General features: G+C 54.6%; 10 protein-coding genes. 1 reads left to right on the top strand and 9 read right to left on the bottom strand.

Annotated elements, in window-relative coordinates:
* Positions 1 to 4: 4 nt before the first annotated feature.
* From AACY11_RS22030 to AACY11_RS21995, 8 genes are all read right to left on the bottom strand, one after another.
* Complete coding sequence (locus AACY11_RS22030) at positions 5 to 1663, bottom strand: hypothetical protein (protein WP_339495722.1); 1659 nt, start codon at positions 1661 to 1663, stop codon at positions 5 to 7.
* Positions 1664 to 2011: 348 nt separating this feature from the next.
* The gene (locus tag AACY11_RS22025; RefSeq protein ID WP_339495721.1) at positions 2012 to 2233 is read right to left on the bottom strand and encodes a hypothetical protein; all 222 of its coding nucleotides are present in this window, start codon (positions 2231 to 2233) and stop codon (positions 2012 to 2014) included.
* 26 nt (positions 2234 to 2259) lie between these two features.
* Positions 2260 to 3705, bottom strand: a complete 1446-nt coding sequence (locus AACY11_RS22020) for a hypothetical protein (RefSeq protein WP_339495720.1) — start codon at positions 3703 to 3705, stop codon at positions 2260 to 2262.
* A 235-nt stretch (positions 3706 to 3940) separates the two neighbouring features.
* Positions 3941 to 5608 carry a hypothetical protein gene (locus AACY11_RS22015; protein ID WP_339433856.1) on the bottom strand — a complete coding sequence of 556 codons (1668 nt, stop codon included), beginning with the start codon at positions 5606 to 5608 and terminating at the stop codon, positions 3941 to 3943.
* Between the two features lie 413 nt (positions 5609 to 6021).
* Positions 6022 to 9522 carry a calcium-binding protein gene (locus AACY11_RS22010; protein ID WP_339433857.1) on the bottom strand — a complete coding sequence of 1167 codons (3501 nt, stop codon included), beginning with the start codon at positions 9520 to 9522 and terminating at the stop codon, positions 6022 to 6024.
* A 136-nt stretch (positions 9523 to 9658) separates the two neighbouring features.
* Positions 9659 to 10288 (bottom strand): LysE family translocator, encoded by a 630-nt coding sequence (locus tag AACY11_RS22005; protein WP_339433858.1) that lies wholly within the window; start codon positions 10286 to 10288, stop codon positions 9659 to 9661.
* Between the two features lie 89 nt (positions 10289 to 10377).
* Positions 10378 to 11727, bottom strand: a complete 1350-nt coding sequence (locus tag AACY11_RS22000; protein WP_339495719.1) for an NCS2 family permease — start codon at positions 11725 to 11727, stop codon at positions 10378 to 10380.
* Between the two features lie 233 nt (positions 11728 to 11960).
* Positions 11961 to 12407 carry a MarR family winged helix-turn-helix transcriptional regulator gene (locus AACY11_RS21995; protein ID WP_339433860.1) on the bottom strand — a complete coding sequence of 149 codons (447 nt, stop codon included), beginning with the start codon at positions 12405 to 12407 and terminating at the stop codon, positions 11961 to 11963.
* Between the two features lie 82 nt (positions 12408 to 12489).
* Between AACY11_RS21995 and AACY11_RS21990 the strand changes: the two genes are divergently transcribed.
* The gene (locus AACY11_RS21990) at positions 12490 to 13656 is read left to right on the top strand and encodes an aminotransferase-like domain-containing protein (RefSeq protein WP_339466494.1); all 1167 of its coding nucleotides are present in this window, start codon (positions 12490 to 12492) and stop codon (positions 13654 to 13656) included.
* A 130-nt stretch (positions 13657 to 13786) separates the two neighbouring features.
* Here AACY11_RS21990 and AACY11_RS21985 read toward each other — a convergent pair whose 3' ends face one another.
* A complete protein-coding gene (locus AACY11_RS21985; RefSeq protein ID WP_339433862.1) occupies positions 13787 to 14158 on the bottom strand; it encodes a glutathione S-transferase N-terminal domain-containing protein in 372 nt (123 codons plus the stop codon).
* Positions 14159 to 14259: the final 101 nt, after the last annotated feature.

Here is a 14259-nt window from a genome sequence, read left to right as displayed (position 1 = left end):
CTGATCAATCAGCTCTTTCGGGACCGAAGGAAACTGGGGTTTGACCTCCGAGGCCGGTTTCTTTTTGGTCGGCATACATGCTCCTTTTCAACATGTTATGCCCGAACACAAAATTTCTGACAGTCTCCTTTAGCCTCCCACCGATAATGTCGGGAAGGTTCAATACGAATACCGCGTCTATTGTTTCCCGGTGAAACAGCAAAACATCCTCGCTGTGCGGCTCAAATGTGGAACTGATGACATAACCGTCATCCTCCAGCACATGGCTGAACAGCAATCGCAAGCTGGATATTGCAGGCGCCTTTGCATACGCGTTCCAGTGGTGGGGGAATCGTCCTGGATCGAGATCCAGACGCTGCAGGCCCTCTCCCAATACCGAAGGAATTGCCAATGATGTACCGTGGCCTCTGCCTTGTTCGCTGAAGAGGTCGCGCAACATCAACAAGGGGTCAGCGAGTTCGCGTCGCGGGGGTTGCAGGAAGCTCCTGTCCGTCCAGTAGCTAAATGTCTGGTTCAAGACGGCCAACCCATGAGCGGTGATGATTTCGGATCGATTTGCCTGATTGAATATGGCCCGGGCAAGAAAACTTACAGACTGATCCGACAAGTATCTGAACGTCCGGGAAATATATTGAGTGATGGGCATTTCAAAAGGGAAACGCCGGTCCAGGACAATCCACCGATCATTTCTTTTGATCGCCCACTTTGGTTGCAAAGACGGATTGTCGCGGAGCATGTATTCGAAGGCGTCATACAACGCGGGCGAAAACAAAGGATGTTGCAAATAGGCGAGCCGCGAGTCGGAATTGAGCGTCTGCTGGACAATGCGATAATAAAGCTCGTCTATCTCGATGTGTTGGCCCAGTTGCGGTTGAATTCTTTTTCCCCAGTTGCGCCACAGCCCATAAGACAGATTAATGGCTTGCGGGTTGGCTGACAGCAGGCGCTCGGTCAACGTTTGTGTCTGGTGAGGGGCATCATCCAGATGCGGTGGCTTACTTGGGCCCGGTATCGGTTCTTCAGTGTCGGTTGGAAGGCGACGCCTGTCTTGCTGCGAACGCTCTGGTACGGGATCGGTTTCAGGGGCTTTGCGACGCCAGATTTTCGTTCCGGGGATCTGTTCAAAATAGATATCCGGCGAGTAGGTTGTCGTCGCGAATGCTTGCTGATACTCATCGGCGGCGTTTTTACGCACCATGACCGTTCCGTCTACCGTGTCAACGTAGGTTTTGCGATGTTTGTCATGTCTGATTCCGTCCGGCGTGTTCTCTGCGGGAGAGAGTTGGGCCGCGTCCCAAGGGTTCAGGAATACCGGTGCTTCTGGCGGCCGGGAGGCATCAGCGGTGGTATGTGGTCTGTCCGCCTCGGAATCGTTGGTCAGCCAGTCCGGGCGTTCGAAGGTCCAGGTCGGCTGGCGCTCGGATTTGTTCAGGAAAGGGCCAGGCAGCGTCGGCATGAAGTCGAAAGGCACTTGATATCGGCCGTCGCCCTGGCGCTGGACAAGGATATGCCCCTCATTTTCGACGTGAGCATAGAGCTTGCCATCCGGACTGGTGAAAAGACCGCTGTCAGATCCGAGAGGATTCAACATGTGCAACCGATCGGCAGGCCACGTAATCGAGCGTAGAACGGTACTAACGGTTTTCGGGCGGGTATCAGGCATTTCGCTGACCCTTACAGAAGGCGGCGGCGAAGAGCTCCCGGTATAACCATGAGAGGGAATTGTGGGCGTTTGATTGTCCCCCGGCACTCTCCAGAACGCGCTATCGAAGTTCAGCCGATTACTTTCCAGAGTGCCCGGCGAAGGACTTCTGGGCGTTGGAGGTGTATGGGGCGCAGCTATACCGTGCACAGGCTTCGGTGGTTTGGCCATTAATATATTCTCTCTATTTAAATATAAGGTGCGTATTGTTCGATGCGGCGCTGAGGGCTAGCGCCATAAAGCGGCCACTAAAAAATAATCAAGACGTTTGGCCGATTGCAGTAAAGCATTCGCGCTAAATAGCGAGTTTCATCCCTCCCTCACGACAAAGAGCGTTGGTGTGTAAGGGGTTGATTCTTGTACGCCGCCGATTAAATAGACGATTTCGTTTTGTGCAAGATAACTGTCCAGTTTTTCTTTCTCCGGCGACTTTAGTTTGTTTCGAAACACTGGATTAGTGAGTTCTGAACCAGCAGTCGTGCTACGAGGAACAGTATCGCCGGTGAAGCCTGGAAGTTTTAATACGAACACCGCGGCAACACCTTGCCGGTGAAATATCAAAGCGTCTTCGCTGTGCTGCCGCGTGGAAGGGTTGATGCTATAGCCGCTCTGTTGCAGGACGAAGCTGAACAAGTTATGCAAACCGGCGCTGGTCGGTGCGGCCGTGTAGGTGCCCCATTCCTGGGGAAAGCGCTGTGGATCAAAGTCCAAGCGCTGCAGAAGATCGGAGCCTGGGCAGGCAGAGTTAGCAATCCGCCCGGCACGAGAGGGGAGGGCTGTGTTTGCAGCTTTGGCAACATCACCAACGGATCGGAAAGACTGTGCAAGACTTTCTCGTTAGTGACCCGGTCTGTCCAGTGACGGAGTGTCAGGGCCATCACCGAGATTCCATGGGCGTTGATCCCTTCAGGTCGGCTGGCTCGCGTAAATACGGCTCGGGCGACAGCGCTGGCCGAATGTTCCGACAGATAGTTGAAAGCGTCGCAGACGTATTGCGTCAAGGGTTTGGTAAACGGCGGATGGTTATCCAGAACTTTCCATTGGCCATCCCGTTTCAGCGCCCATTTTGGTTGGCGCGAAGGCTCATCGCGCAACATGTTTTCGAATGCGTCGAAGTGATCAGGTACGAATGCTGGATGTTGCAAATAGACCAGTCCGGTCTCTGGGCGTAAACCTTGGCTTACGATCACATAGTGCTGACCGTCTATTTCGACAGACTCGCCTGTCTCCGGTCCTATGGATTTTCCCCAGTTTTTCCATTGGCCCAAGGACAAGTCCAGTGCGCTCGTTTGTTGATGAAAAAGATTCTGCACCAGTGCACCGGCATCGGTCGCGACATGGGTTTCATCCGACACACGGAAGCGTTTACTTGGGCCCGCCGTTACTTCGGGCGTGTCGGCAAGGGCTTGATCAATCTCAGGGAGAGGGCGTTTCGAGGGGGTGTTGACAGGTTCAATTTGGCGCCAGAGGGTTGTATCGGGAATTTGTTCAACCCATTCACCGGACGGGCTCGATTCCCCTGCGTGGGTCTGGCGGTAACCGCCCTTGTCTTTGCGCACCATGACGATTCCTCCTTCCATTTCGACATACGCCTTTTTGAACTTGTCGTAGCGGATGCCTTCCGATGTGGCTGGATTTCTTTTCAGTTGGGCGGCCGATTTGTCATCGATGAATACCGGATGCTTTGGCCTGTCGCCAAGCGATGTATCGACAACCGGAACCTGATGGGGGGGTGGTGTGTCCTGGATTCGCGCCACGGTTGCAGTGTGCCGCGAGGGCTGTGGATCTGGCAGGCGATTGATGATGACACTGGCGCGCGGGATGGATGTCCCTGGCGAGGCGATGGATGAGTGGGCAGTCGATATCGGATCCCCACCTACAGCGCCTGAGACGGATAAGGTGGGGTCGCTGTGGGTACCTGTAAGCGGCGACGGGCTTCTTGGTGTTGTCGTAGACGTCTGCGGTGAAGGCGAGCCTGGCGTTTTCTTGGATGGCTTTAACATTGCGTTGCTCCGATGAATTGTGGATTCATTTATCCGAAAGGACGCGCCGGGCAATAGAAGCGCAACTGCGAGGTTGCCTGCGGCGAGTCTTCAAGGGAGCGATGTTCAGTAAAATGGCGTCAGCGCGTGCGGTATATATGTCTTGATCCAAAAACAATGATGCAAGGCATTACCGGTTTGTAGAGGGCCGATATGACGCTCCCCTCGCCGTTGGCGGGCGAGGGGAGAACGACAGTCAGCGCTCTCTAATAATGACCACCGCTACCGGATTCGACGCAACCTTCGCCACCCCGCCTACCAGCCAGACCACTTTGTTTTGGGCCTCGGCGGTCTGAAGAGCGAGCAAGGCGGCACTGCCGATTCTTTGTGGCAAATTCGGATCAGCGAGTTCGTTGCCCGGGGTATGCGATAGACCTGGATCTCCGACCGTTCCCAGTTTGAGATAAAAGACCTCTTGATGATTTGTGCGTCTGAATACCAACGTAGGACTGCGGTGTTCATATGTCAGGGGAAAGATGTCGTAGCCGCTGCGAACCAGCAATGCGCCGACGAGGCGTCTGAGATTGAGGTCGCTTGGATAGGTCAGGTAGTGACGCCATTCGACCGGAAAGTGTGTTGGATCGAAGGTCAGCCGTTGTAAATCTCCATCACCCTGGGGGCGCAGCGGAAGGATCCTTTTGTTTCCGATATCAACGGATGTCACCACGGGCAGCATGTTCATCGGATCTGCGTAAGCGGGTGCGGTGGGAAACGGTTTTTGGTTCCACTGGTGCAAGACAGCCTGAATGTTGATCAGTCCGGTGCCTGTGATGGTGGGCGAGTTATCGGAGAGTTCAAACAGTTTCCTGGCGACGGCCCGCGAAGTGAAATCAGAGAAGTCCGGAAATGTATCGGCTACGGATTGCGACAGGGGCTTTTCAAAAAAACGTTTACCGGGACGGATTTCCCCCGGCTCGGTACCGATACGAAACGTTGCCACCGGTTGGCGTTCGGGATTTGTTTGCAGCATCTGCTCAAAAGCATCGAAATGTGTCGGAACAAATTCGGGGTGCTGTAGAAAGTACACTTTGGGCAGGCTGTTGGGGGCAGAGCCGATGGGCACGATGGGATAATGGAGCCAGCCGAGCTGGATGGAATCTGCGGATGATGGTGGGTTCAGATCGCCCCATGGTAACCAGAAGTAGGGTGTCTGGACCGATGAGGCACTGTTGTCGTTCGCCGGCGGTGTAGAGTCCTCGGGCTCATTGAGTCGCGGTCGCTTGCTCGGGCCGGGCGAGGGTTCGTCAAATTCGGCGACGGCGCGTAGAGGGTCTGGTGCGAAGCTTTCGTCTGTTGTCGTGCTCTGCGCTTTTCGGCGCCAGAGTTTTGTCCCGGGAATGTGTTCAAAAAAAATGGCGGGTGAGTCACTTGTCGTGGCAAAGGCTTGCTGATATTCGCCATCGGCGTTTTGACGCACCATGACGGTTCCTTCTGCCGTATCGACATAGGTCTGTTTGAGCTTGTTGTAGCGGATTCCGTTCGCTGAGAGTTCAGCTTTGCTCAGCTTTGCTGCGTTTTCTGGTGAAAGGTAGGACGGTGTTTGCGGTTTTACGGCTTCAGCGCCCGAAGTCCGAGTAAGTTGCCAGCCCGGTTGTTCGATGCGCCAACTGGCCTGGCCTTGATTTTTCGTCAGAATCGGGCCTGGAACGCCCGGTGCAAAGGAGAGTGGAACGTAATATTGTCCTTGCCGATTCTGTTCTACAACGAACTGGCCCTCTGTTCCGATCTGGGCGTAGGTTCGCAGATCCGGCCCAGTGAACAATCCTGTGTTGTCTGCAAGCGGCACCAACTCGTTGAATCGGCTTTGAGGCCAGGCAATCTGGCTGCGAGCGGTGATGTAGCTATCAAGTTCGGCACCGGGCATCCTGCTCACTGTGACGTTGGCTACACGAGAGGTGGCGTCTTGAGAGATATTCGGAAAGTGCTGTGCGGACGTTGAATCGATGCCAGGCAGGTATACGTCCGGAAGGTGTGTTGTACCGCGGTTATCTGAGAGATAGTCCACAGATCGGGTCGTTGTACTTGTTGTACTTGTTGTACTTGTTGTACTTGTTGTACTCGTAGTACCGGATCCAGTTGTAGTAACAGGCGCTTTTTTTGTTGGCTTGATCATATAGGTTTATTCCATCCATTGGATTTTTTGAAAGCGGGAGAAACTGCCTTTTCGTGGCGTTCAGGCGCAGCCGATCAACGCGCGGTAATGCCTGAGCGCTTCAACCGCTGAGTGCGCAATAAGTTGTCGGTTTTAAATCGATTTTTGTGTGTTGATGGGGCAGGCTAATTTATGGCGAAACCTGGCGTTGATAGACCCGGTGTCTGATGGGTGCAGCGATTCAAGACCTGCAGTTTCGCGTAATCAACAACTTCGCTGTCCAGCAGCCAACGGCGTCTGGCAAAGCTATAGCTGAGTATTCCGGCTCGATTGTCGATCACACTGATATGTCTGACCCTGATGTCCTTGTCGGCAATGGCGATGAATTCTTCGGGCAACGCTGTGGCCCAGTCGTCGGGGGCTTCGAAAAATCTGGCATCGAGGCCATCGAAATAAATTGTGTCGAAGGAGAGGTCGACAGTTTTGACAATGCCTTTCGCAGTGACGACACGCACTTGATCGACAAGATCTTCACTGTCGTAGTCTGGTAGATAGACCGTACACGTTCCAATCTGCAGTTGATTTTTCTCCAGTTTTATTTCGACATTGCCCAGTGCGCTGGCATCGAACTCCCACGTGGACGAAAAGCGCAATCTGTTGTTGGCCTTTGCCAGTGCGCCTGGCGTAGCGATTCTGATTATTAGGTCTGCCGCGAGATGGATCAGATATGTCGCCCCGTCACCTAGCAGACTTTCGATCGCGGTTTGTTCAGGATAAGACGTCAGCGTGGCGCAGGCGGATCTGGCGCTCAGTTGATAGGCTTCGTTCACGGGAAGTTCAAACAGGTACAGACCTGCGCGGTATTGCTCTGGAAGAGGGATCCGGGTTTTCCACTTCGTGAATGCGTACACCTTATAGTTTGCAGCCACGGGAGGCACGTCAGTTTTCAGTGTGAGATGAGCATTGAAAGCGACGCCGTCACTGAATGCAAAAACATATTGATGATCGGGGTAGAGCGCCATGGTTCTTAGCGTTTTCACGCTATTCATTGGATCGTTTCCACCCCTTGCCTGCGCGAACAACTTGATTGTTAATGTCTTTTTCCCAAAGTAATAGACCAGATCGCAACCCATTAACAGATCATGTTTTTTTGCCGATATTCTCGCCAGGAAGTGTGCTTCTGATTTAGTCAGTTCATCACTCGCGAAGTCCAGAAAAATTCTGGTGACAGCGTTGGTACGCTTTACTGCGTAAAACCGGGTGTGTTGTTGAGTTCTTGGAATGTAATAGCTGGCATCGTTGTTGTGCCGGATTATGCAATCGGATGTGTAAAGAATGACCGGACTTTGCGGTCGTCCTTTGCGGGTGATGACCACCTCGACGTCGATGGGTCTTTCGCTTTTGATTGATTCAGGAAGCTCAGGTACCAGATAAAAGCCGTCCTCGGTAATGAAGGTGAGTTTGTTGTTCTTTAATTGATAATCGTCACCGAGCCGTTTGTAGATGTCACGGATGATGACCTTGCTTCTGGGCCTGTCGTGGAAATCGAATTTCGAAGTGATGACCAGCGCGCTCTTCTCGATGATCCAGCTTTCAATCAGATCCATTCGCCAATTCAAGACAATGACGCTTTCTTGCTTACCGTCTTCGATGATGCAAATGCAGCCCGCTTCATGGGCAATGAAATACTCGTCTGCTCCGGATTCACCCGATGCCGTTGCACCTTTGTGAATCAAATGAATCTGGTCGTTTCCTGCACCAGCTCTGATGGTGTCGATGCCACGGGACTTGATGATGTTGCGTTGTGCTGTACCGGTGACGGTGCTTGTGGCATGCGCGACGGTTTCAACATTCTCGATACTTTCCAGAACGCTGTGGAGCGTACGTTTTTTTCCGCCTTCGGCCGATGGATCAGGGGTGATTACCTGGAGCCTCCCCGCCACCAGGTCGATGTCATACCCGGGTTGCTCCGCAGCACTAAGGTTATAAAGGCCGCCAAGGGACAAAGTGTCGTTGCCTGCTCCGCCCTTCAATGTCGAATAATGGTCATCCCTGGAAACATTCTTGAGTCGATCGGCAGCGCCTTCGAAGACGAATCGATCGTCTTTGTCCCCCCCTGTCAGCTCTTTTCTTCCGGTCTTGTAAAAAAAGGCGTTTGGTTTTTTTTCAACCCCTCGGATTGAGTCTTTACCGTCACTGATGAACCACAGGACCGCTTTGTGCTCTGCCGCGGAGCCCAGTTGCGCGCCCGGAGTGGCACCGCTAACACCTTCGCGGGCGTCAATGGTGTCATCGACTCCTGTTATTTGTGGAAGATTGACGGTTTGCCACCGGTCTTGTTTAGTCCACCAGTTACGTGCCCATATCCGAGTCGGCTTGAGGTTGACCTCAAAAGCACCATGAACGATGGCTTCGGTGGTGTCCTTCAGCTCGCCATCCAGCAGTTTCTTTGCCGCGTCCTTCATTTTCCTGGAGTGCTCGACCCTGGTTTTGGCAATGCTGTAGCGATCCTGCACATCGGCGTCAGGATCCATGAAACAGAACGAGAACCAGCCTGTGCGCCAGCGCTCATTGGTGGTGAGTTCGATGTAATCGTCAATATCGTCCACCAGTCTTACGGCAGCGTAAGCCTGAGCGCCAATGGCCAGAATCGCTCCCGCCGCGAGTCCGACCGGACCTGCAAAAGAAAAGCCTGCCATCGCTGCGCTGCCGAGTATCAGGGTCATGGCGGCACTCGTTAGGCTCAAACCGGCACTGATGTAATGATCCAGCGCTTCTTTCCCGGTTGCATTGTCTGCAGCGGTCAAGGATGTGACCGCGGCATGTAAATCGAAAGGCAGCGTCAGCGCTCCCCCGATCAACCCACCGGAACGACCCAATCTCACGGCGAATCGGGTTTTGGCGAAGTCCTTGTAGGCAAATTGGCCAACCTTGATCATTTGCGTGGCCATTTTAGTCACGGCCATGTCTACAGTTATGGAGCCCACTTCAGAGGTGATGCCCGCGCTATTGATTACGGCTTGCGCGGTGTCACTGTTTCTGACCGCATCGACCACCCCGCGCAAACCCATGAATATTCCAAAGGCTTGAATCCCGACACTTGAGCCGAGCAGGCAGTCGCTCTTGATCATTGACACCCAGCGAGGGCTGCTCTTGGACAGGTAGGCATGACGCAAATCGAGTTTTTGCGCGGAGCCTAGAAGTTTCGCAAGTGTGCTGTGGTATGTACCCTGATCAACATCGCTCGTGGGATTGTTTCCAAGCATCGGCGGGGCGTCTAATGGACGTCGGCTGGCAATTTCGAACAGCAGCGACGACAACAGGTAGCCCTCCGTGACCGTAGTTGATTTCATTCGGGTTTCTATATCGGGCGAGCTGAACTGTAACGAGTTGATGAAGGAGCGCTTGGGCGTTCGAAAGAAAGTGTTCTGACCATTCAGGTGTTGTCCGCCCGTCGTTGCGCCCAAAACGTCCAGGGAAACTCGTGTAATTGAAATAGAGCCGATATGAAGTGGACCGAACAGATCGTCGACGATTTTCAGCTGTTGTGTTTGGCGTTTGTTCGCGGTGGCGATTTCGCCATCAAAATCGATGGTCGAAGCTGTGCGCTCATTGGCATGGAAGCCTATATCGGTGATTACTACGGAGTCAGTTTGCTGGAACGAATCCGGTGTAAAAGTGGCCATTTGAACATCCTTGTTCTGCCCAATTATTTGTCGAATAGCGCGGTTATATTAGGTTTTGTTTTTTAGAGTTGTACATCCATGGGTTGTTGCGTTGTATTTCGCCCGACGCGGCAAATTGAAATGCCCTTTAAATATCTCAGTGGCTGCTGAGTAACGATACGGCTCCTGCACTACCGAACAAACCGGCGCTGATCCGGTTGAACCAACTTTGTCCCTTGCCGCTGCGCAGATAGCGCGCAGCACCATGGGCGCCCAGTCCGTAGGCCAGTTTGCACAGCAGGTCCAGCAAGGTCCAGGTTGCAATCATCACCAGTAACTGCGGCAGGAAAGGCTGTTCGGCGCTGAGGAACTGTGGCAGAAACGCGGCGAAGAACAGAATGTCTTTCGGATTGCTCGCGCCCAGCACGAACGCGCGCCCGAACAGTGCACGAAAACGTGGGACAGCCGTCGCTTGTGGCACTTCGGCGCCTGTCGAAGGCTGGCGCGACTGCTGCCAGCTCTGCCAGGCAAGATAGAACAGGTAAAATGCGCCGATGATTTTCAGCGCGCTGAACAACTGTTCCGAAGCCAGTAGCAGGGCCCCCAGGCCAAGCGCGGATGCGCTGAGCAAACAGATCGAAGCAATCACGCCGCCGAGAAACGCCGGGTAAGAGCGCCGCAAACCGTAATTCAGGCTGTTGCTGATCATCAGCAACGACAGTGGCCCCGGAATCAGGATCACCACCAGTGCAGCGCCGCTGAACAGCAGCCAGGTTTCCAGACTCATCACTTTCCTCCTTTTTTGTTGTACTCAAGAATGTGCAAAAGCCCCACCCGCCAGGGTGAGGCTGTTTTGAAGCCAGAACCGCTTAACGCTTACAAGAAGATGAACTTGGCGATGAAGATCGCGCAGAGCACCCACAGGCTGACGGAAATTTCCTTGCACTTGCCGGTACCGGCCTTCAGCGCCACATAAGTGATGAAGCCCAGCGCAATCCCGTCGGCGACCGAGAAGGTCAGCGGCATCATGATCGCGGTGACGATGGCAGGAATCGCGTCAGTGGCTTCGTCCCATTCGATGTGGGCCATGCCGCCCATCATCAGCATCGCAACGTAGATCAGTGCACCGGCGGTGGCGTAAGCGGGAATCATGCCAGCCAGTGGTGCGAAAAACATTGCCGCTATAAATAGCACACCTACGGTGACGGCGGTAAGACCAGTCCGACCGCCAGCGGCCACGCCGGCAGCACTTTCTACATAGCTGGTGACAGGCGGTACACCGACCACGGCACCGAAAACGCTGGAAGCACTGTCGGCTTTCATGGCGCGGGAGAGGTTTTCGATGCGTCCGTCAGCGCCGACCAGATTGGCACGCTGGGCAACGCCCATCAGGGTACCGGCGGTGTCGAACATGTGCACAAAGAGGAAGGCCAGCACCACACTGATCATGCTGACGTTAAACACGCCGGCAACGTTCATCGCCATAAAGGTCGGCGCCAGGCTCGGCGGCGTCGACATGATGCCCTCGTAATGCACGATGCCCAGGCCCCAACCGGCCAGCGTCACGGTGATGATGCTGATGAGGATCGCGCCAAAAACTTTGTGGTAGCTGAGGATGGCGATCATCAGGAAGCAGATGGCGGCGAGCAGCGGGCCCGGTTCACGCAGGGAACCGAGTTTGATCAGCGTGGCCGGGCTGTCGACGACGATGCCTGCGGTTTTCAGGCCGATCAGGCCAAGGAAAAGACCGACCCCTGCGCCCATCGCAAAGCGCAGGCTCACAGGAATACTGTTGAGCAGCCATTCGCGAATCCGCGAGAAGGTCAGGATCATGAACAGCACGCCTGAGACGAACACTGCGCCCAGCGCCGTTTCCCAGTTGTAGCCCATGGTGCCGACCACGGTGTAGGTGAAGAAAGCGTTCAGGCCCATGCCCGGCGCCAGACCCACCGGCCAGTTGGCGTAAAGGCCCATCAACAGGCAGCCCAGCGCAGCGGCGATACAGGTGGCGACGAATGCCGCACCATGGTCAATCCCGGCATCGGCCATGATGTTCGGGTTGACGAAGATGATGTAAGCCATCGTGATGAAGGTTGTCAGACCGGCAATCAACTCGGTCTTCACCGTGGTGCCATGCAAGCTGAGTTTAAACAGGCGCTCCAGCAGGCCATTGCGTAACGGCGGCGAGAGATCCAGCGTCGATGCTTCGGATTTGCGGCTTTCCACAGCGAGTACTCCTCAAGAGTTTTATTGTTATTTCCAGGGCCGGCCCCATGAGGGGTGGCAGCGGCCCTTTGAGGCATACGCGAATTTGTTGACCATAAGGTCAGGAACTCGCACGCTGTGGATTATGCTTTTGTGTACAAATAAAGCAAATATTGTTTTTGATTTTGTTTACGAACGGTCCGACGATAGCGATATATCGCCACTGCGTGCCCTTCGCGAGCAAGCCAGACGATTCAATGGAGATGTGCCTGACTCTCACCCAAGGCCAGATTCACCGCCAACCACCCATTCACCGCTGTCTCCCCAGCCTCGGCGAACACCCGCTCCAGCAACTTCACCTGCTCACGGCGCAACGACTGTTCGAACTTCCTCCCTTCGGCCGTCAATTCCAGCAGGCGCTTACGCTTGTCAGCCTGCGATGCCACGCTGTCGACCAGATGCATTTCCTGCAACTGGCGCAGCGGCATGTTCAGCGCCTGCTTGCTCACCCCAAGCAAGGCCAGCAACTCCTTGACGCTCAAATTTGGATAACGAGCGATGAAAAACACAATCCGTTGATGCACCCGAGACAACCCGCGGCGCTCAAGCATTTCATCAGCCTTGGCGGTGAAGGCCTGATAACCGAAGAAGAACGCTTCCATGGCCTGTTGCTGACTGGTTGGGTTTTTAAGGTCAATCATGTTGACGTACTCGCTCGGGTTATCGTAATTTCAGTCAATAAGTTTGACTCATTTTTCACATGCCTCGCTACCGGTGACTTCCATGGCTTTTTCCGAACGTGTCTCGCGCCTTAAAAGTTCTTTGATCCGTGAAATCCTCGCCGCCGCTCAGCGTCCGGAAGTGATGTCATTCGCCGGCGGCCTGCCTGCCGAGGCCATGTTGCCGAAAGTCGAATGGGGTGACATGCCGCTGTCCCTCGGCCAATACGGTATGAGCGAGGGTGAGCCGGCGCTGCGCGAAGCCCTGGCCGCAGAGGCGAGGGCGCTAGGCTTGGCGTGTGAGGCGAGTCAGGTGCTGGTGGTCAGTGGCTCCCAGCAGACTCTTGATTTGGCGGCCAAGCTGTACATCGACAAGGGCACCGAGATTCTTCTGGAAGCACCGACTTATCTGGCCGCTTTGCAGATATTCCAATTGTTTGGCGCCGAATGCCTGACCGTGCCGCAGGAGTCCGATGGCCCGAACCTGGCGCAATTGCGCAGTCGTCTGGAGCAACACCGTCCGGCGTTCATCTACTTGATCCCGACGTTCCAGAACCCATCCGCCGTGCGCTACAGCGAGGCCAAGCGTGCAGCCGTCGCCGCATTGCTCGATGAATTCGGTGTGACATTGATCGAAGACGAACCCTACCGCGAACTGACGTTCGACGGCGCCAGCGCCAAGCCGATTGCCGCACGGCTGCGCAATTCCAGTTGGATTTACACCGGCACGGTCTCGAAAACCTTGCTACCCGGTTTGCGTGTCGGCTACCTGATCGCCAGCCCGGATCTGTTTGCGCCTCTGCTCAAGCTCAAGCAATCGGCGGATCTGCACACCAATCGCATCGGTCAGTGGCAAGCACTGCAATGGATCGGCACTGAGCAATACCAGCAGCACTTGAGTGAGTTGCGCGGTTTTTACCGAGAACGGCGCGATGCCTTTCAGTCAGCGCTGGAAACGCACTTTTCGGATCTGGCGGACTGGAACACGCCGCAGGGTGGGCTGTTTTTCTGGTTGACGCTGAAACAGCCGCTGGACACGCGCACGTTGCTTAACGAGGCGTTGGCCAATGATGTGGCGTTCATGCCAGGGGAGCCGTTCTTTCCCGATCCCGATAAAAATCTCGGACATTTGCGTCTTAACTTCAGCCACATTGACGCGGCACGGCTGGATGAAGGGCTCAAGCGATTGGCGGCGGTGGTGCGTCAGGCGCAACGAGACAGGGCGGCCTGAACATTTTTGTCTGGATTTTTGTGCTGACTGGGCGGTCTTTTTCGCGAGCAACCCCGACCCCAAAGGGGAAATACATTGAACGATGTGCGGGCTTGCTCGCGAAGGCGTCAGTCAGAACGGCACAAAAACTTCAGGCCGCAGCAAACCGCTTATCCAGATAATCAATGATCACCTTGGACTCATACATCCAGGTCGTCTGGCCATTCTCTTCAATCCGCAGGCACGGCACCTTGATTCGGCCACCCTGTTCCAGCAGTGTCTGGCGATCCTGCTCGTTGTTTTTCGCATCCTTGAGCGCCACCGGCACATTGAGGCGACGCAAAGTGCGACGGGTCTTCACGCAAAACGGGCAGGCGTGGAACTGATACAACGTCAGGTCCTTCGCAGCCGCTTCCACCTGTGCCTGAGCGGCGGCGGGGCGGTTTTTCTTGCCAGGGCGGGTGATGAAATCGATGAAAATGATCAGTTGGCCGAGGCCAACACGAAGTGCTTTAACGAACACGTTACAAGCCTCACAGAGATATTGAAGAAGGCGCGCAGCTTACCCGATTTTTCACGGGCGAAAAAAAACCGGCGATCAACGCCGGTTTTTTACTGTTGCCA

This window comes from Pseudomonas sp. RA_105y_Pfl2_P56 (assembly GCF_963970845.1).
Taxonomy (GTDB): domain Bacteria; phylum Pseudomonadota; class Gammaproteobacteria; order Pseudomonadales; family Pseudomonadaceae; genus Aquipseudomonas; species Aquipseudomonas baetica_A.
This window is presented reverse-complemented; position numbering and strand designations above follow the sequence as displayed.